Source organism: Micromonospora sp. NPDC050686, assembly GCF_040654475.1.
GTDB lineage: Bacteria > Actinomycetota > Actinomycetes > Mycobacteriales > Micromonosporaceae > Micromonospora.
The window spans coordinates 12,326-30,458 of sequence record NZ_JBFAID010000001.1; the positions used below are offsets into that span (position 1 = coordinate 12,326).

18 protein-coding genes are annotated in these 18,133 nt (G+C 74.3%); 14 read left to right on the forward strand and 4 right to left on the reverse strand.

Going from position 1 to position 18,133, the window contains the following annotated elements:
* The first annotated feature begins 189 nt into the window (after window positions 1-189).
* Window positions 190-1,284: a D-alanine--D-alanine ligase family protein gene (locus AB0H57_RS00070; RefSeq protein ID WP_357501252.1), complete on the forward strand. Its 1,095-nt coding sequence runs from the start codon at window positions 190-192 to the stop codon at window positions 1,282-1,284.
* A 42-nt stretch (window positions 1,285-1,326) separates the two neighbouring features.
* On the opposite strand, the gene AB0H57_RS00075 is transcribed toward AB0H57_RS00070, so the two are convergent.
* Window positions 1,327-1,908 (reverse strand): DUF3515 family protein, encoded by a 582-nt coding sequence (locus AB0H57_RS00075; protein WP_357501672.1) that lies wholly within the window; start codon window positions 1,906-1,908, stop codon window positions 1,327-1,329.
* Between the two features lie 78 nt (window positions 1,909-1,986).
* Window positions 1,987-2,220, reverse strand: a complete 234-nt coding sequence (locus tag AB0H57_RS00080) for an Lrp/AsnC ligand binding domain-containing protein (protein ID WP_222953704.1) — start codon at window positions 2,218-2,220, stop codon at window positions 1,987-1,989.
* A 122-nt stretch (window positions 2,221-2,342) separates the two neighbouring features.
* Between AB0H57_RS00080 and AB0H57_RS00085 the strand changes: the two genes are divergently transcribed.
* Entirely contained in the window at window positions 2,343-3,281 is a 939-nt protein-coding gene (locus tag AB0H57_RS00085; protein ID WP_357501253.1) for a thiamine-phosphate kinase, read from the forward strand.
* Between the two features lie 18 nt (window positions 3,282-3,299).
* Window positions 3,300-3,767 (forward strand): GNAT family N-acetyltransferase, encoded by a 468-nt coding sequence (locus tag AB0H57_RS00090; protein WP_357501254.1) that lies wholly within the window; start codon window positions 3,300-3,302, stop codon window positions 3,765-3,767.
* A gap of 94 nt (window positions 3,768-3,861) precedes the next feature.
* Here AB0H57_RS00090 and rpmB read toward each other — a convergent pair whose 3' ends face one another.
* Window positions 3,862-4,053, reverse strand: coding sequence for a 50S ribosomal protein L28 (gene rpmB / locus AB0H57_RS00095; RefSeq protein ID WP_013284551.1), 192 nt, complete (start codon window positions 4,051-4,053; stop codon window positions 3,862-3,864).
* Between the two features lie 199 nt (window positions 4,054-4,252).
* Between rpmB and AB0H57_RS00100 the strand changes: the two genes are divergently transcribed.
* Window positions 4,253-5,872 (forward strand): DAK2 domain-containing protein, encoded by a 1,620-nt coding sequence (locus AB0H57_RS00100; RefSeq protein WP_357501255.1) that lies wholly within the window; start codon window positions 4,253-4,255, stop codon window positions 5,870-5,872.
* Complete coding sequence (gene recG / locus AB0H57_RS00105) at window positions 5,869-8,070, forward strand: ATP-dependent DNA helicase RecG (RefSeq protein ID WP_357501256.1); 2,202 nt, start codon at window positions 5,869-5,871, stop codon at window positions 8,068-8,070. Before AB0H57_RS00100 ends, recG begins: the two co-directional genes overlap by 4 nt.
* Window positions 8,071-8,745: 675 nt before the next feature.
* On the opposite strand, the gene AB0H57_RS00110 is transcribed toward recG, so the two are convergent.
* Window positions 8,746-9,837 carry an LPXTG cell wall anchor domain-containing protein gene (locus tag AB0H57_RS00110; protein ID WP_357501257.1) on the reverse strand — a complete coding sequence of 364 codons (1,092 nt, stop codon included), beginning with the start codon at window positions 9,835-9,837 and terminating at the stop codon, window positions 8,746-8,748.
* Between the two features lie 335 nt (window positions 9,838-10,172).
* Here AB0H57_RS00110 and rsmD point away from each other — a divergent pair, with 335 nt between their 5' ends.
* The 9 genes from rsmD to AB0H57_RS00155 all read left to right on the forward strand — a co-directional run bounded on the left by rsmD (window position 10,173) and on the right by AB0H57_RS00155 (window position 18,103).
* The gene (gene rsmD / locus AB0H57_RS00115) at window positions 10,173-10,736 is read left to right on the forward strand and encodes a 16S rRNA (guanine(966)-N(2))-methyltransferase RsmD (RefSeq protein ID WP_357501258.1); all 564 of its coding nucleotides are present in this window, start codon (window positions 10,173-10,175) and stop codon (window positions 10,734-10,736) included.
* On the forward strand, window positions 10,733-11,221 hold the full coding sequence (coaD, locus tag AB0H57_RS00120; RefSeq protein WP_357501259.1) for a pantetheine-phosphate adenylyltransferase: 489 nt from the start codon (window positions 10,733-10,735) through the stop codon (window positions 11,219-11,221). Before rsmD ends, coaD begins: the two co-directional genes overlap by 4 nt.
* Before the next feature lie 151 nt (window positions 11,222-11,372).
* Window positions 11,373-11,870, forward strand: a complete 498-nt coding sequence (locus tag AB0H57_RS00125; RefSeq protein WP_357501260.1) for a hypothetical protein — start codon at window positions 11,373-11,375, stop codon at window positions 11,868-11,870.
* 110 nt (window positions 11,871-11,980) lie between these two features.
* Entirely contained in the window at window positions 11,981-12,544 is a 564-nt protein-coding gene (locus AB0H57_RS00130; RefSeq protein WP_357501261.1) for a YceD family protein, read from the forward strand.
* 5 nt (window positions 12,545-12,549) lie between these two features.
* Window positions 12,550-12,723 carry a 50S ribosomal protein L32 gene (rpmF, locus tag AB0H57_RS00135; protein ID WP_088646032.1) on the forward strand — a complete coding sequence of 58 codons (174 nt, stop codon included), beginning with the start codon at window positions 12,550-12,552 and terminating at the stop codon, window positions 12,721-12,723.
* 114 nt (window positions 12,724-12,837) lie between these two features.
* Window positions 12,838-13,839, forward strand: coding sequence for a phosphate acyltransferase PlsX (locus AB0H57_RS00140; RefSeq protein WP_357501262.1), 1,002 nt, complete (start codon window positions 12,838-12,840; stop codon window positions 13,837-13,839).
* Between the two features lie 103 nt (window positions 13,840-13,942).
* Window positions 13,943-14,806, forward strand: a complete 864-nt coding sequence (gene rnc, locus AB0H57_RS00145) for a ribonuclease III (protein WP_357501263.1) — start codon at window positions 13,943-13,945, stop codon at window positions 14,804-14,806.
* A complete protein-coding gene (gene mutM, locus AB0H57_RS00150; protein ID WP_357501264.1) occupies window positions 14,799-15,656 on the forward strand; it encodes a bifunctional DNA-formamidopyrimidine glycosylase/DNA-(apurinic or apyrimidinic site) lyase in 858 nt (285 codons plus the stop codon). The genes rnc and mutM overlap by 8 nt, the downstream gene beginning before the upstream one ends.
* Before the next feature lie 230 nt (window positions 15,657-15,886).
* Window positions 15,887-18,103: an MMPL family transporter gene (locus AB0H57_RS00155; RefSeq protein WP_357501265.1), complete on the forward strand. Its 2,217-nt coding sequence runs from the start codon at window positions 15,887-15,889 to the stop codon at window positions 18,101-18,103.
* The last annotated feature ends 30 nt before the right edge of the window (window positions 18,104-18,133 follow it).

Consider the following 18,133-nt stretch of genomic DNA (forward strand, 5'->3'; position numbering starts at 1 on the left):
CCGACCGTGCCGGCCGGCGAGTGCGCCGAGTCCGGTTACGCTAGGTGTATCGCTCATTGACCGATTGCCAGGCATGCTCGTTCTCGCCGGGTATCCCCAGCCGGCCTTCGCCACGCACAGTAAGGTCAACCGGGTGAGCGCCACGGGCGAGCACGGCCAGCCGCAGTCGCGAGCGAAGAGGTGACCCCAGTGACCACCCCAGGCAAGACCCGTGTGGCGATCGTCTTCGGTGGCCGCAGCCCCGAGCACGGCATCTCCTGCGTCAGCGCGGGCAGTGTGCTGGGCGCGCTGGACCCGGACGAGTACGAGGTGGTGCCGGTGGGCATCACCCGCCAGGGGCAGTGGGTGCTGGCCAGCGGCGACCCGGCCGAACTGGCCATCGCCGACCGCAAGCTGCCCGAGGTCACCGCCGGCTCCGGCGCCGAACTGGTGCTGCGGGCCGACCCGACCGCGGGCGGCCTGCTGGTGCTCGACCCGACGCAGGGCCCCCGCGCGCTCGCCGACGTCGACGTGGTCTTCCCCGTGCTGCACGGCGCGTACGGCGAGGACGGCACCATCCAGGGCATGCTGGAGATGGCCGACATCCCGTACGTGGGGGCGAACGTCTTCGCCTCGGCCGCCGCGATGGACAAGGAGTTCACCAAGAAGCTCTGCGCCGCCGAGGGCATCCCCGTCGGCCCGTACGTGGTGCTGCGCAACGGGATGACACTGACCGAGGAGGACAAGGAGCGGCTCGGCCTGCCCGTCTTCGTCAAGCCGTCCCGGGCCGGCTCGTCGTTCGGCATCACCAAGGTCGACGACTGGGCCCTGCTCGACGCGGCGGTCGCCACCGCCCGCGAGATCGACACCAAGGTGCTGGTCGAGGGGGCGATCGTCGGCCGGGAGGTCGAGTGCGGCGTGCTGGAGGGCGAGGCCGGCGGCGCGCCCGAGGCGTCCGTGCTGGCCGAGGTCCGGGTCGTCACCGGCCACGACTGGTACGACTTCGAGGCCAAGTACATCGACGACGCCTGCGAGTACGACATCCCGGCGAAGCTGCCCGAGCAGGTCACCCGGCAGGTCCAGGAATACGCCACCCGGGCGTTCACCGCGCTGGACTGCTCGGGCCTGGCCCGGGCCGACTTCTTCGTCACCCCGGAACTGGACGTCTACCTCAACGAGATCAACACCATGCCCGGCTTCACCCCCACGTCGATGTTCCCGCGGATGTGGGCCGCCGCCGGCCTGGAGTACCCCAAGCTGGTCAGCCGTCTGATCCGTACCGCCCTGCGCCGCGCCGGCCGCTGACCCGGACCGCCTCGGCGGCGGCCGGGGTGCGCGGGCCGGGGGTCAGCCGCGGGCGCAGCCGGACGGGACGGACTTCGCCGACGGGACGGTGGCCACGACCGTGTCGGAGAAGGGCGGGAGCCACTGCAACGCGCCCTCGTACGCGCCGGGCAGGGTCAGCGTGACCGGGACCTCGCGGTCTACCGAGGTGAGCATGGTCGAGCCGTCCGGCTGCTCCGCCGGGTGCCAGCAGACCTTGTCCACCACCCAGACCTCGTCCGTCGCCGGGAAGCTCGGCGCCGCCCCGCCGCAGGCCACGGTCAGCGCGGGATCGCCGTACGCGGCGTTCTGCTCCGGGCCGGCGGTGACCGGCCGCTGCGCCAGGTCGCGGACGGTGGCGGGCAACTGGGAGACCAGCGCCCGGCAGACCGTGGCCGGGCGGTCGGCCAGGGCCGGCGCGGCCATCTCGACCGGCGCCGTGGACTGGGGGCGGGCCGGGGTCGGGCTCGGCGCGGCGGCCGGCTCGGACGGGGCGAACCTGACCAGCGCGAGCACCGCCACCAGCGCGGTCACCGGCACGGCGACCAGGGTGGCGAGCAGCGCGGCGCGCCGGTTCGTCCGGTCTGCGGCCGGCCGGCCGGTCACCGGAGCACCGTCGGAGCCGGCCTCGCCGTCGGGCCGGGCGCGATCCGCCACGGTACGGGAGGAGGTGATCTCGTCCACTTAGAGGCGCACCACCGAACAGGTGAGGGTGCGGGTGATGCCGGGCACCATCTGCACCTTGCTGACAATGAGTTTGCCGAGCTCGTCCACGGTGTTGGCCTCGGTGAGCACCACCACGTCGTACGGCCCGGTGACGGCGTCGACGCGTGCCACGCCGGAGATGTCCGCGATCTGGCCGGCCACGTCACGGGCGCGTCCGACCTCGGTCTGGATGAGGATGTACGCCTGTACCACCACTCGACCTCCGTCCGCCGCCGCTCGCTGGCGGCCCGAAGGGTGAAACTACCTTACGGAGTAGGCGTGATCCCGATCGGTGGTCGAGGAGAAGCGGTGAGCGAGCGTGACGAGGGGACGACATGAGCGTGACGGGTGTCGGCGAGTTCGGGCTGATCGACCGGGTGACCGCCCGGCTGTCGTACGGTCCGACCTGTCTGCTCGGGCCGGGTGATGACGCGGCGGTGGTGGCCGCCCCCGACGGGCGGGTGGCCGCGTCGACCGACGTGCTGGTCGAGGGCCGGCACTTCCGGCGGGACTGGTCGAGCGCCCGCGACGTCGGGCACCGGGCGGCGGCGGCCAACCTGGCCGACATCGCGGCGATGGGGGCCACCCCCACCGCGCTGCTGGTCGCCCTCTGCGCGCCGCTGGACCTCCCGGCGGCCTGGGCGGAGGAGTTGGCCGACGGGCTCGGCGCGGAGGCCGCCGGGGTCGGGGCGAGCGTGGTCGGCGGGGACATGTCGGCCAGCCCGACGCTGACCGTCGCGGTCACCGCCCTGGGCGACCTGGGCGGCCGGCCGCCCGTGCTGCGCTCCGGCGCCCGGCCCGGCGACGTGCTGGCGCTGGCCGGGCGCACCGGCTGGGCGGCGGCCGGCTACACCGTGCTGTCCCGCGGGTTCCGCACCCCGAAGGTGCTGGTCGAGGCGTACCGCCGGCCGGAGGTGCCGTACCGGGCCGGGCCGGCGGCGGCCGAGGCCGGCGCCACCTCGATGATCGACATCTCGGACGGGCTGCTGGCCGACGTCGGGCACGTGGCCCGGGCCAGCGGGGTCGCGGTGGACGTGCACCGGGCGGCCTTCGAGGTGCCCCGGCAGATGGGGGACGCCGCGCAGGCGCTCGGCGTCGACCCGTACGCCTGGTTGCTGGCCGGCGGGGAGGACCACGCCCTGGCGGCGACGTTCCCGGCCGGGACGGCGCTGCCGGAGGGCTGGCGGCCGATCGGCCGGGTCGACGCGGGGGAGGGGGTCACCGTGGACGGGCGGGCCTGGGACGGCCCGGCCGGTTGGGACCACTTCCGGTGACGGTCGTACCCTTCCACCGTGACTGAGCTGGAGATCCACCCCCGGCGGTTCGACTCGCCGGAAGCCCGACGGCTGATCGCCGTGACCCTGGCCGACCTGGGTGAGCGCTACGGCGGCGACGGGGACGAGACCCCGGTCGACCCGGCCGAGTTCACCCCGCCGAACGGCGAGTTCCTGATCGCCTACCTGGCCGGCGAGCCGGTCGGCTGCGGCGGCTGGCGCAGCCACGGCGGCCCGGACGACGCGGCCGAGCTGAAGCGGATGTACACGGTGCCGGCGGTCCGGGGGCGGGGGGTCGCCCGCGCGCTGCTCGCCGCGATCGAGCGGTCGGCCCGCGAGCGGGGCCGCAAGCGGGTGATCCTGGAGACCGGCGACAAGCAGCCCGAGGCGATCGGCCTCTACACCTCCGCCGGCTACGAGCGGATCCCGAACTTCGGCTACTACAAGGACGAACCGGGCTGCCTCTCGTACGGCCGCACCCTGTAGCCGACCCCGAGGGTGGTTCGCGGACACGACGACAGCCGGCGGGCCATGAGGCCCGCCGGCTGCGACGAGATCGAAACCCGGTGGTGCTACCGCGTCAGGCGCGGGTGACCTTGCCGGCCTTGATGCACGAGGTGCAGACCTGCAACTTCTTGGTGGTGCCGCCACCGGCCGGGGTACGCACCGACTGGATGTTCGGGTTCCAGCGGCGGTTGGTCCGCCGGTGCGAGTGGGACACGTTGTGGCCGAAGCCCGGCCCCTTGCCACAGACGTCGCACACGCTAGCCACGGGATACTCCTGGGATTGAAACGTTCATGAGGTCGCCGCCAGGCGCAGCCCGGGCAACCTGGCCAGGTTACCCGATCGCCCCGGCCGCCGACCAACCGGCCCGGCCAGGGCCGCAGGCGGGGCCCGGCCACCCCGCCAGGTTAGCGGACACGCCGGCCGACCCGGGCGGGTGTCGGTGTGCGCCAGTAGGCTTCCCGACGTGCTGGAGACCCTCGACGCCGCCGCGGTGCGCCGCTGGTGCGCGAGCGGCCTGGCCGCGCTGCGGCGGCACCAGGGCGAGATCGACGACCTGAACGTCTATCCGGTCCCGGACGGGGACACCGGCACCAACCTGGTGCTCACCCTCACCTCCGCCCAGCAGGCCCTGGCGATGGACCTGAACACCCTCCCCGACGGCGCGTCCACCGCGCACGGGCACGCGCTGCGGCTGATGGCCCAGGGCGCGTTGCTCGGCGCCCGGGGCAACTCCGGGGTGATCCTGTCCCAGATCCTGCGCGGCTTCGCCGACGCGCTCGCCGCCGCGCCGGCGGTCCGCGGCCGGCAGTTGGCCGCCGCGCTGCGCGACGCCACCGCCGCCGCCTACGCGGCCGTCGCCAGCCCCGTCGAGGGCACCCTGCTCAGCGTGGTGGCCGCCGCCGCCGAGGCCGCCGAGCGGGCCGACAGCGACGACCTGCGGGCGGTCGCCCGGGCGGCCGCGGCGGCCGCGGCGCGCGCCCTGGCGCGTACCCCGGAGCAGCTGCCGGTGCTCGCCCGGGCCGGCGTGGTCGACGCCGGCGGTCAGGGCCTCTGCCTGCTGCTCGACGCGCTGGTCGAGGTGATCACGGGGGAGAGCCCGGCCCGGCCGGCGCCCGCGGCCCGCGCCGTCCGCCCGCCGGCCGCGGCCGGCCGCGAGACCGGTTCCGACGAGTACGCCTACGAGGTGCAGTTCCTGCTCGACGCCGACGCCGCGGCCGTGGACCGGCTGCGCGCCGAGTTGGCCGTGTTGGGCGACTCGCTGGTGGTGGTCGGCGACGGGCGCCCCGGCACCGGCACCTGGAACGTGCACGTGCACGTCAACGACGTGGGGGCGGCGATCGAGGCCGGGGTGGTGGCCGGCCGGCCGTACCAGATCTCGGTGACCCGCTTCGCCGACCAGGTGGCGGCGCCGGCCGTGGCCGCCGGCGTGCCGGACGGCCGGGCCGCCGTGGTGGTCGCCCCCGGCGCGGGCATCGCCGACCTCTTCGCCGCCGAGGGCGCCACCGTCGTCCCGGCGAACCCGTCCATCGGCGAGCTGCTCGACGCGGTCCGGGCCACCCGCGCCGCGCGGGTGGTGGTGCTGCCCAACGACCCGAACACGCAGGCCGTGGCGAACGCCGCCGCCCGGGAGGCGCACGCGCTCGGGGTGAAGGTGAGCGTGGTGCCCACCCGGTCGCCGGTGCAGGCGCTCGCGGCGCTCGCCGTGCGCGACCCGCAGCGCCGCTTCGAGGACGACGTGATCGCGATGGCCGAGGCGGCCGGCGCCTGCCGGTACGCCGAGGTCTGCCACGCCGGCCGGGAGGCGCTCACCGTCGCCGGGCCGTGCCGCCCGGGCGACGTGCTGGCCCTGGTCGAGGGGGAGGTGCACCTGATCGGCGCCGACCTGGTGGACACCTGCACCGCCGTGGTGGACCGGATGCTGGGCGGCGGCGGTGAGCTGGTGACCCTGCTCAGCGGGGCGGACGCCCCGCCGGGGCTGGCCGACCGGCTGCGCGAGCACGTCGAACGGTCCTGGCCGTTCGTCGAGGTGCAGGCGTACGAGGGCGGGCAGCCGCACTATCCGCTCCTGCTGGGGGTCGAATGACGAGCGAACCGACCACGGTGGACACGCCGCTGAAGAAGGTGGTCGGGGAGAAGACGGCGAAGGCCCTGGCCGGCCACCTCGACCTGCACACCGCCGGCGACCTGATCTACCACTTCCCCCGCCGGTACGACGAGCGCGGCGAGCACACCGACATTCGCTCGCTCGACGTCGGCGAGCAGGTCACCGTGCTGGCCCAGGTGCAGCGCACCGCGGTCCGGCCGATGCGCCAGCGCCGGGGCAACCTGCTGGAGGTGACCGTCGGCGACGGCTCGGGCGGGGTGCTCACCCTCACCTTCTTCGGCAACCAGGCGTGGCGTGAGCGGGAGCTGCGCCCGGGTCGGTGGGGGCTGTTCGCCGGCAAGGTCACCGAGTTCCGGGGCAAGCGGCAGCTCAACGGCCCGGAGTACGTCCTGCTCGGCGAAGGCGGCGACGGTGAGGCGGCGGCCAACGAGGAGGTCGAGGAGTTCGCCGGGGTGCTGATCCCGGTCTACCCGGCGGCGGCCGCCGTGCCGACCTGGGTGATCGCCCGGTGCGTGCGGGTGGTGCTGGACACCTTCGTCCCGCCGGACGATCCGCTGCCGGCGACCGTGCGCGCCACCCGCAACCTGGTCGGCATCGGCGCCGCGCTGCACGAGATCCACCGGCCGTCCAGCAAGGAGGCGCTGTACCGGGCCCGCCGCCGGCTCAAGTGGGACGAGGCGTTCGCCGTGCAGCTGACCCTGGTGCAGCGCAAGCACCGGGCGGCGGCCTGGCCGGCGAAGGCCCGCCCGCCGAGGCCGGGCGGCCTGCTGGACGCGTTCGACGCCCGGCTGCCGTACGAGCTGACCGCCGGCCAGCAGACCGTGGGCCGGGAGATCGCCGCCGACCTGGGCACCGCGCACCCGATGCACCGGCTGTTGCAGGGTGAGGTCGGCAGCGGCAAGACCGTGGTGGCGTTGCGGGCCATGCTCCAGGTGGTGGACGCCGGCGGCCAGGCCGCCCTGCTCGCCCCCACCGAGGTGCTCGCCGCCCAGCACCACCGGGGCATCCTCGACCTGCTCGGCCCGCTCGCCCGGGCCGGCGAGCTGGGCGCGGCCGACGACGCCACCCGGGTCGAGCTGGTCACCGGCTCGCTGGGCGCGGCGGCCCGGCGGCGGGCGCTGGCCGAGGTCGCCGAGGGCCGGGCCGGCATCGTGCTCGGCACCCACGCCCTGCTCTACGAGGGGGTGGACTTCCACGACCTCGGTCTGGTGGTGGTCGACGAGCAGCACCGGTTCGGGGTGGAGCAGCGGGACGCGCTGCGTGCCAAGGCCGACCAGCCACCGCACGTGCTGGTGATGACCGCCACCCCGATCCCGCGTACGGTCGCCATGACCGTCTACGGCGACCTGGAGACGTCCACCCTGTCCCAGCTGCCGCAGGGGCGCTCGCCGATCGCCTCGCACGTGGTGCCGGCCGCTGAGAAGCCCGCCTTCCTGGACCGGGCCTGGCGCCGGTTGCGCGAGGAGGTGGCCGCCGGCCACCAGGCGTACGTGGTCTGCCCGCGCATTGGTGAGGGACCGGTCTCGGACGAGGAGCCGCCCCGGGAGGACGACAACGGCCGCCGGCCGCCGCTGGCGGTGACCGAGGTGGCGCCGCTGCTGGCGGACGGGCCGCTGCACGGGCTGCGGATCGGGGTGCTGCACGGCCGGCTGCCGGCCGACGAGAAGGACGCGGTGATGCGCTCCTTCGCCGACGGCGAGCTGGACGTGCTGGTCGCGACGACCGTGGTCGAGGTCGGCGTGAACGTGCCCAACGCCACCGTGATGATCGTGCTGGACGCCGACCGGTTCGGGGTCTCCCAGCTGCACCAGTTGCGCGGCCGGGTCGGCCGGGGCAGTGCGGCCGGCCTCTGCCTGCTGGTCAGCGAGGCCGCCGAGGGCTCGTCGGCCCGTACCCGGCTGGACGCCGTCGCCTCCACCACGGACGGCTTCAAACTGGCCGAGCTCGACCTCGAACAGCGGCGGGAGGGCGACGTGCTCGGCGCGACCCAGTCCGGTCGCCGGTCACATCTGCGGCTGCTGTCGCTGCTGCGCGACACGGACCTGATCCGCGATGCCCGGGCGGAGGCGATCGCCCTGGTCGACGAGGATCCGGAGCTGGCCTACCACCCGGCGTTGGCCGCATCGGTGGCCGCGCTGGTCGACGAGGAACGCGCGGAGTACCTGGAGAAGGGCTGACGCCCCGACCCGTCGGCTCCCGGCTTCCCGGCACCGGTCCGGCTTCCCGGCCCGCCCGCTGGCCCTGGTGGGTCGGCTTCCGATGGATCGGCTTCCGGTGGACCGGTGACTGACCGGGTACGGGTCGACCGCCTACCAACTTGATGTCATGAACGAATCACTCCGGCCCGGACGGTCATCCCTGCCGCCGGTCGGGTGGCGCAGTGCGACGGGCTCCGCTGCTGGCGCGGGTCGTCGCCTACCAGGGACTTCACGGCTTCGTCGCGGCGTCTGCGCCGGTCCCGCCGCGAGATGCCGACACCCGGCGCGGGCCAGGCGGCGGCCGGGTGATTCGTTTGCGACATCAAGTTGGTAGGGGCCGGGGACGGACCTGTCCACCTCGCACAGCCAGCCAGCCCGCCAGCCAGCCAGCCCGCCCGTGCTGTCGCGCAGCCGGCCCGCGCCGTCGCGCTGGCCCGTGCTGTCGCGCAGGCCCGTGCCGTCGCGCCGGCGGACCGGCGTGCCAGGTCGGCCACGGCACGTCCCGGATCGCTCTCCCAGCACAGGTGTCGGGGGCGCCCGATCAGCCCGTGGGGAAGGGCGCGCGGGGCGCCCGATGGCGTCCTACCTCGGCCGGGAAAGGGCGAGGGCGCGCCGACCGGTTGGTCGGCGCGCCCTCGGACGCTTACGCCTGGATCAGGCGGTGAAGCGGATGTTGCGGCGACGGCGGGCCAGCATGAACAGGCCGGCACCCACGGCGAGCAGCACTGCGGCACCGCCGGCGATCATGCCGGCGGGGGCGCCGGTCAGCGGCAGGCCGCCTTCCTCGCCACCGCCCGCGCCCGGAGCGCACTCGGCGGGCTTCTCCCACTCCAGGGCGTCGGCCGGGTCCGGCTTCTCACCGGGGAAGCTCGGGGTGATGGTGAGGCCCTCGTAGGCCTCGAAGACGACCTCGGTCTTCTCGCCCGGGATCAGCTTGAGCTCCTTGGTGACGCCCTTGTCCGTGGTGAACACGATGGTGGCGGTCACGCCGTCGGCCGGGTTGTCGGCGGTGACGGCGAGCGCGTCACAGGCGAAGATGACCTCGAAGACCGGGGCGTTCGGCTCGTCCGGCACCAGCGGGCCGCCCGGCTCGCTCGGCTGCGGGGTGGGCACCGGGGAGGTGGGGGCGGGGCTGGTCGGCTCCTCGCTGGGCGCGGGGCTGGTCGGCTCCTCGCTCGGCGTCTCGGTCGGCGCAGGGCTGGTCGGCTCCTCGCTGGGCGCGGGGCTGGTCGGCTCCTCGCTGGGCGACTCGGTCGGCACCGGAGTCTCGGTCGGCTCCGGGGAGTCGGTCGGCTCCGGGCTGGTCGGCTCCGGGGTGGGGGTGGGGGTCGGCGCGCACTTGCCCGCGGTCCGGGCGCTGCCCGCAGCGGTGTTGGTGACCCGCTTGTCACCGCGGAACCACTCGGCGCTGATCTTCAGCTCCGCCTTCTTGCCCGCCTTGACGACCTGCTGGCCCGTCACCGCGCCGTCGCCCGCCTTGGGCAGCTCGATGCCGGGGGCGATGCCGGTGATCTCGGTGGCGGACGGCGTCCACACATCGGTGATCTTGCCGACGAGGTCGCTCTCGCTGTTCTTCACGGTCCAGGTGACCGACAGGTCGCCGGACGGCAGCTTGCAGGCGGTACCGGAGATGATCGAGTGGTGCGCGCTGGCCGGCGCTGCGAAGGCGGCGGCGGCGGCCACGCCGACCAGGGTGGCGCCGAGGGCGGCGAGTGGTCGCCGCAGCGACAGCTTCGGACGGATCACGGGTTCTCCCGGGGTCAAGGGGCTCGTCGTTGACGTCGGGTGGCAGAAGGCCGGCCGCGGGTGTAGTGGGGTCGCGGCGGCGCCGCACGGACGTCGTGCGCCGACGGACTCGCCGGCACCCGGCAGACCCTAGCGAGAACGGGACTCGCGTCACAGTCCTCAATGCCCGCTAAGGATGATGTTGCCAATTCGTGATCATTGATCGGCGCATCGTGATCGATGCAACACGTTTTCGATACCCACCGTGCCGTCCGGCCCGATGCGGCGTCGCGTAGCGTCACTGGGGTGAGTGAGCACCTCGACCGGGCCGGTCGGGCGTTCGGCGGGCGGCGTCGGTGACCCGGATCGTGGCCGGTACGCACGGCGGCCGGCGGATCGCCGCCCCGCCCGGCGCCGGCACCCGGCCCACCTCCGACCGGGTCCGGGAGGCACTGTTCAGCGCGGTGCAGGCCGACGTCGACCTCGACGGCGCGCGCTTCGCCGACCTGTACGCCGGCTCCGGCGCGGTCGGGCTGGAGGCGCTCTCCCGGGGCGCCGGGCACGTGCTGCTGGTGGAGTCCGACCCCCGGGCGGCCCGGGTGATCCGGGAGAACATCGCCGCGCTGCGCGCCGCCCCAGCCGCTCGGCTGGCCGCCGGCAAGGTCGCCACCGTGCTGGCCGCCGGCCCGGAGGGCGAGCCGTACGACGTGGTCTTCGCCGACCCGCCGTACGCGGTGCCCGACGACGAGATCACCGCGCTGCTGGCCGCGCTGGTTCAGCGCGGGTGGCTGGCGCCGGACGCGCTCGTGGTCGTGGAGCGGTCCACCCGGGGCGGGCCGTTCACCTGGGTGGAGGGCGTCACTGCCCAGCGCAGCCGCCGCTACGGCGAGACCACCCTTTGGTACGGTCGCCGATCATGAGACGCGCGGTGTGTCCCGGCTCCTTCGACCCGGTCACCAACGGACACCTCGACATCGTCGGGCGGGCCAGCCGGCTGTTCGACGAGGTGATCGTCGGCGTGCTGATCAACCAGTCGAAGCAGGGCCTGTTCACCGTCGAGGAGCGGATCGAGATGCTCCGCGAGGTGACCGCCTCGTACGAGAACGTACGGGTGGAGTCGTTCCGGGGGCTGTTGGTCGACTTCTGCCGGGCCCAGCAGGCGAGCGTGCTGATCAAGGGCCTGCGCGCGGTCAGCGACTTCGACTACGAGCTGCAGATGGCCCAGATGAACATCGGCCTGGCCGGGGTGGAGACCCTGTTCATGCCGACCAATCCGCTCTACTCCTTCCTCTCCTCCAGCCTGGTCAAGGACGTCGCCAAGTGGGGTGGCGACATCTCCGCGCACGTACCCGATGTGGTTCGGGAGGCGCTGAAGTCCCGACTCGGCGCGCCGCCGCCGGCCTGAACGCCATCCGGACCACCCACCCGGCCGCGACGCGCCGAACCGGGTGGATGAGCCTCCCGTCGCCCCCGCAGGACATGATTGACGCAAGCGGGAACCCGGCCGCAGCCCGCATCATGTAGGTCGGCCGACGAACGACAGGAGTGAGGTACCGGTGGACCCGCTCGATCGCATCGACGAACTGATCGCCATGGTGGAGCAGGCGCGCTCCGTCCCGATGTCGCGGAACAACTGCATGGTCGACCGGGGCGAGATGATCGCGGTCCTCGACGAGCTTCGCGGCGAACTCCCGGCCGACCTGCGCCGCGCCGCCGCGCTGCTGGAGGAGCGGGACAAGATCATGGAGGCCGGCAAGCGGGAGGCCGACCGGATCATCAGCGAGGGTGAGGCGGAACACGCCCGCCTGGTTTCGGTGAACGAGATCACGGTCTCCGCCGAGCACGAGGGGGCCCGGATCATCGCCGAGGCCCGCGCCGAGGCCCAGCGCCTGCGCGAGGAGGTCGACGACTACGTCGACACCGCGCTGGCCAACTTCGAGCAGTTCCTCACCAGGGCGCTGGCCTCGATAGAGCGCGGCCGGGACAAGATGCACGCCTTGCGCGAGATCGGCACCTTCGGTGGGGACGAGGCGGATCGCCCGCTACCCTTCTGAGCGGCACCTCACCTGCCGACATGGCGGCCACGGGCGTGGCCCCGGTTCGACGGTCCGGCGGTCGCCCAGGTAACCTTCTTTGTCGGCCTCTCACCGGCCGGAGTCTGACTATGCCCAAGAACTCGTCACCGCACCTCGACCCCAGGTCGCCGCTGGTCCTCGACACGAGGGACCTGCCGCGTCGGCCTGGTGCGATGCGTACGGTAAAGCGGGTCGCCCCGGCACCGGCGGACCTCGGCGTGGAGTTGATCGGCGTGCCGGAGGGCGCCCCTCTCGACCTCGACCTGAGGTTGGAGTCGGTGTCCGAGGGCGTGCTCGTCTCCGGGACCATCACCGGTCCCGTCCGGGGCGAGTGCGGCCGTTGCCTGCGTGAGATCAACGACTCGTTGGCCGTGACCGTCCAGGAGCTGTACGCGTACGAGAACAGCACCACGGACGACACGACCGACGAGGACGAGGTGGGCCGGATGCAGGGCGACCTGATCGACCTGGAGCCGGCGTTGCGGGACGCGGTGGTGCTCACGCTGCCGACCAACCCGCTCTGCCGGGAGGGCTGCCCAGGCCTGTGCCCCGACTGCGGGGTGCACTGGGACGATCTGCCGGCCGACCACAGCCACCAGCAGGTCGACCCGCGATGGGCGGGCCTGTCGCAACTGAACCGTACAGAGGAGTAGGAACCGTGGCCGTCCCCAAGCGCAAGATGTCGCGCAGCAACACCCGGTCCCGCCGGGCGAACTGGAAGGCGGCCGTGGTCGCGACCGTGGCCTGCCCGCAGTGCAAGTCGCCGAAGCTGCCGCACGCGGCGTGCTCCGTCTGCGGCACGTACAACGGCCGCCAGGTTCTCGAGGTCTGACCTGGACGCCGAGTGACGCCCCCGACTCCGGGTCGGGAGGCGCGCACGACCGGGCGATCCCCCGGTGTCCCGGCTCCGTCCGCTGCCGGCCGGCCCCTGTTGGCCGGCGTTCCGGTGGAGCCGGGCACCGCGCGGATCGCCGTCGACCTCCTCGGCGGGGACGATGCTCCCGCCGTCGTGGTTGACGGCGCTCTGCGGGCCATCCGCGTCGACCCGTACCTGCACCTGCTGCTCGTCGGACCCGCCGAGGTCGCCGACGAGCTGGTCGGCGCGCTCGACCCGGCCCAACGGGCCCGGGTCATGGTCCGACCGATCCGCGACGCCGTGGGCATGGCCGACGATCCGACCGCCGCCCGCGCCCACGGCAGCGTCCGGGCGGCCGTCGCCGCGGTACGCGAGGGAGCCGCGGACGCGTTGGTCTCCGCCGGCTCCACCGGTGCCACCGTCACCGCCGCGGCGCTTGGCCTCGGCCGCTGGCCGGCGATCCGCCGACCGGCCCTGGCCGCGTCCCTGCCCGCGGTCGACGGGCCGGTGGTGCTGCTCGACGTCGGCGGCACTCTTGAGGCACGGGCCGCCACGTTGGCCCGGCACGCCGTGCTCGGCGCGGCGTACGCGACGGTGGCGCACGCCGTGGAAGCGCCCCGGGTGGGGCTGCTCTCCGTCGGTACGGAGGCGGGCAAGGGCGACCGGCCTCGCCGGCACGCCGACAGCCTGCTGGCCGTCGAGGTGCTGCCCTGCGGTGCCCGCTACGTGGGCCTGGTCGAGGGGTACGACGTGACCCTCGGCGGTCGCGCCGACGTCGTGGTCACCGACGGGTTCACCGGCAACGTCCTGCTCAAGGCCATCGAGGGCGCGTACGCCATGGCAGGCGGGACGCCGGCGGCCGGTGGCGTCCCGCGGGCCGCCGCCCTGCTCGGGGTGGGCGGCACCGTGGTGGTCTGCCACGGCGCGGCCCGCGCGGACGACGTGGCCTCCGGCATCGGGCTGGCCGCCCACCTCTGGCGCCGCCGGGCCACCGACCGGGTCGCCACCCTGCTGGCCGACGGCATCCCGGCCGGCGTGGCGGCCGCCGACGACTTCCCCGTAGGTTCCACCGACACCGAGGTGCGCCGATGAGCGCGCGGTACGCGTTCCAGGACGGTCGCGGGTTCCGCGCCGTCGCCGGGACGCGGGTCGCGCCCGTCGCCACCCGGGTCGCACAGGAAGAGGTGACAACCCCATGACCAACGACAAGCGCCGGCGCGCTCCGGTCGCCGACCTGGAGGCGGCGTTCGGCGTGTCGCTCGATCCGGAACTGCTGGAGCGCGCGCTCACCCACCGCTCCTACGCGTACGAGAACGGTGGCCTGCCCACCAACGAGCGGCTGGAGTTCCTGGGCGACTCGGTGCTCGGCGTGGTGATCACCACGGCGCTCTTCCGCAACCACCCGGACCTGCCCGAGGGGCAGTTGGCGAAGCTGCGCGCCAGCGTGGTCAACATGCGGGCGCTCGCGGACGTGGCGCGCGGGTTGGGCCCGGACGGGCTCGGCGCGTACCTGCTGCTGGGCAAGGGGGAGGAGGCCACCGGGGGCCGGGACAAGGCGAGCATCCTCGCCGACACCCTGGAGGCGCTGCTCGGGGCGATCTATCTCCAGTACGGCCTGGACACCGCCGCGATCGTCATCCACCGGCTCTTCGACCCGCTGATGGCCGAGTCGGCCGGGCGGGGCGCCGCGCTGGACTGGAAGACCAGCCTCCAGGAGTTGACCGCCGCGCTGGGGCTGGGCGTGCCGGAGTACCGGATCGAGGGCACCGGCCCCGACCACCTGAAGACCTTCACCGCCTGGGTGGTGGTGGCCGGCAACCGGTACGGCGGCGCCGAGGGGCGGAGCAAGAAGGAGGCCGAGCAGCGGGCGGCCGAGTCGGCCTGGCGGGTGCTCACCGAGCAGGCCGAGGCCGAGCGGGCGGCGGCCACCGCCGCGGCGAGCGCCACGCCGGCGGCCGACGGTCCGGCGGCCGGCACCGACCCCGGGAGTGTCACCGGCCCGGGGCGTGTCACCGGTCCGGCGGCCGACGCGGCGGAGGCGGGTGCCTCCCGTGCCTGAGCTGCCCGAGGTCGAGACGGTCCGGCAGGGCCTGGCCCAGTGGGTCACCGGCCGGACGATCGCCTCGGTAGAGGTGCGCCATCCCCGGGCCGTACGCCGGCACCAGCCAGGCGGGGACCACTTCGCCGACGTGCTCGCCGGCCGCACCGTCACCGAGGTGCGCCGCCGGGGCAAGTACCTCTGGCTGCCGCTGGACAGCGGCGACGCCCTCGTCGGCCACCTCGGCATGTCCGGGCAGCTGCTGCTGCAACCGGTGGGCGCGGCCGACGAACTGCACCTGCGGATCCGGTTCCGGTTCGCCGACGACGGTCCGGAGCTGCGCTTCGTCGACCAGCGCACGTTCGGCGGGCTGGCGGTGTCCGAGGGGGGAGCGGAGCTGCCCGGCGAGATCGCGCACATCGCCCGGGACCCGATGGACCCGGAGTTCTCCGACGCCGGCTTCGTGGCCGCGCTGCGCCGGCGGCGTACCGAGGTGAAACGGGCGCTGCTGGACCAGACGCTGATCTCCGGGGTGGGCAACATCTACGCCGACGAGGCACTGTGGCGGGCGAAGCTGCACGGCGCCCGGCCGACCGACGCGCTGACCGCGCCGGCCGCGGCCCGGCTGCTCGGGCACGTCCGGGACGTGCTCGGCGAGGCGATCAAGGTGGGCGGCACCAGCTTCGACGCGCTCTACGTCAACGTCAACGGCGAGAGCGGCTACTTCGACCGCGCACTGAACGCCTACGGGCGGGAGGGCGAGCCGTGCCACCGCTGCGGGGCGCCGATCCGGCGGGAGGCGTTCATGAACCGGTCCTCGTACAGTTGCCCGCGCTGCCAGCCGCGGCCCCGGGGTGCCCTGAGGGGATGACCCCGACGGCGGCTCGGGGTTGCGCCGGTGTGCCGCGTCCCCCGGCTGCGGGAGGCCCCCGTACCGTTCGCCGGTCCTGACCCGATCCGTCCACCCGGCCGGGCCCGTCGGCCCCGGCCCGGCGCCCGCCGCCGTTCTCCGGGATGACCGGGGGCCGGACCCGGATGTCCGGAACCGATCAGCTCCCTAGCGTCGACATGGTCGATCGGCGGGTGGAGAGGGAGCGCGGCATGGGTAGGCGACCGGTGACGGTGCGGTTGGCGCGGTGGAGCGCGGAACATCCCTGGCGGGCCATCGCGCTGTGGGTGGTGTTCGTGGCGGTCTGCCTGGTGGGCGGCAGCGCCGCGGGGCTGAACGAGGCGACCGACGCCGACCAGGCGATCGGGGAGGCGGGCCGGGCGCAGCTGATCGTCGCCGAGGGCGACTTCCACCAGCCGGCGGTGGAGAACGTGCTGATCACGCCGCGCTCCGGCGCGCTGGATCCGGCCGCGGCGAAGGCCGCGGCGGACGACGCCGCGGCCCGGCTGCGCCAGGTCGACGGGGTGGCGTCGGTCGGGTCGCCGGTGCCGTCCCGCGACGGCGGGGCGCTGCTGGTGCCGATCACCATGGCCGGTGACCCGGAGACCGCGTCCGACCGGGTGCAGCCGCTGCGGGACGCCACCGCACAGGTGCAGGCCGCGCACCCCGCGCTGCGGGTCGAGGAGGTCGGCGGGCCGTCGATCGGCCAGGCCCTCGACGACACCCTGGGCCGGGACTTCCAGCGCGCCGAACTGCTCAGCCTGCCGGTCACCCTGGCCATCCTGATCATCGCCTTCGGGGCGCTGATCGCCGCCGGCGTGCCGGTGCTGCTGGCGCTCTCCTCGGTGGCCGCGGCGATGGGCCTGTCCACCCTCGCCTCGCACCTGGTGCCGGCCACCGACACCACCTCCAGCGTGATCCTGCTGATCGGCATGGCGGTCGGGGTGGACTACTCGCTGTTCTACGTGCGGCGGGAACGGGAGGAACGGGCCAAGGGACGCTCCGGGCTGAACGCCGTGGAGATCGCGGCGGAGACCTCCGGGCACGCCGTGGTGGTCTCCGGCCTGGCCGTGATGATCTCGATGGCCGGCCTGCTGCTCGCCGACGACGCGGTCTTCTCGTCGCTGGCGGTCGGCTCGATCCTGGTGGTCGCGGTCGCGGTCACCGGCTCGCTGACGGTGCTGCCCGGACTGCTGGCCAAGCTCGGCCGGTGGGTGGACCGGCCGCGGGTGCCGCTGCTGTGGCGGCTGACCGCGCCGCGTACCGGGCGGCCCGGGGCGGGCGGCCCCCGGTTCTGGCCGGCCGTGCTGCGCCCGGCGCTGCGGGCGCCGCTGGCCACGCTGGTCGTCTCGGTGGGGCTGCTGCTCGCCCTGGCCGCACCCGCGCTGGGCATGAAGCTGAAGTTCCCCGGCATGGAGGACCTGCCGCGCAGCACGGCGGCCATGCAGGCGTACGACCGGCTGACCGCCGCCTTCCCCAGCAACGGCACCAGCCACACGGTGGCCGTACAGGCACCGGCCGACCAGGCCGACCGAGTGCGGGCCGCGCTGACCGAGCTCGCCGGCCGGACCGCCACCGACCCGCTCTTCGCGCCGGCCGAGGGGGACGGCCCGAAGATCGAGGTGTCGGCCGACCGGCGGGTGTCGGTGCTGGAGGTGGCCACGCCGTACGCCAGCCGCACCGACGAGGCGGCGCGCTCGCTGCACGAACTGCGCGACGAGTTCGCCCCGGCCGCGCTGCGTGGTCTGCCCGACGTCGAGTACGCGGTCGGCGGCGGCGTGGCCGCCAGCGAGGACTACGCCCGGCACATCGAGGAGAAGCTGCCCCTGGTGATCGGCTTCGTGCTGGCGCTGACCTTCCTGGTGATGGCCTGGACGTTCCGGTCGGTGGTGGTCGCGCTCACCTCGATCCTGCTCAACCTGCTTAGCGCCGGGGCCGCGTACGGGCTGCTGGTGCTGGTCTTCCAGGGCGACTGGGCCGAGGGTTTGCTCGGTTTCACCTCGATGGGGGCGATCGTCTCCTGGCTGCCGCTCTTCCTCTTCGTGGTGCTGTTCGGGCTCTCCATGGACTACCACGTCTTCGTAGTGAGCCGGATCCGCGAGGGCATCCGTTCCGGCCTGTCGAACCGGGAGGCCGTCGCGTACGGGATCACCTCGTCGGCGGGCGTGGTGAGCAGCGCGGCGATGGTGATGGTGGGGGTCTTCTCGATCTTCGCCACGCTCAGCACGATCGACATGAAGCAGCTCGGCATCGGGCTGGCCGCGGCGATCCTGTTGGACGCCACGATCATCCGGGCGGTGGTGCTGCCGTCGCTGATGACCATGCTCGGCGACGCCAACTGGTGGGCGCCCCGGTTCCTGCGGCCCCGGGCGGTGGCCCCGCCCGCCGAGCCGCCCGCACCGGCCCCGGAGCTGGTCGGCGCCCGCTGAGGCGTAAGGGGGGCCCTGTCAACAGACGTC

What these genes read in the sequence shown, in the direction of transcription:
- AB0H57_RS00130 (WP_357501261.1), top strand. Translation starts at nt 11,981, where the DNA reads ATGCCCAAGAACTCGTCACCGCACCTCGACCCCAGGTCGCCGCTGGTC.
- rnc (WP_357501263.1), top strand. Translation starts at nt 13,943, where the DNA reads ATGACCAACGACAAGCGCCGGCGCGCTCCGGTCGCCGACCTGGAGGCG.
- AB0H57_RS00085 (WP_357501253.1), top strand. Translation starts at nt 2,343, where the DNA reads ATGAGCGTGACGGGTGTCGGCGAGTTCGGGCTGATCGACCGGGTGACC.
- coaD (WP_357501259.1), top strand. Translation starts at nt 10,733, where the DNA reads ATGAGACGCGCGGTGTGTCCCGGCTCCTTCGACCCGGTCACCAACGGA.
- recG (WP_357501256.1), top strand. Translation starts at nt 5,869, where the DNA reads ATGACGAGCGAACCGACCACGGTGGACACGCCGCTGAAGAAGGTGGTC.
- AB0H57_RS00155 (WP_357501265.1), top strand. Translation starts at nt 15,887, where the DNA reads ATGGGTAGGCGACCGGTGACGGTGCGGTTGGCGCGGTGGAGCGCGGAA.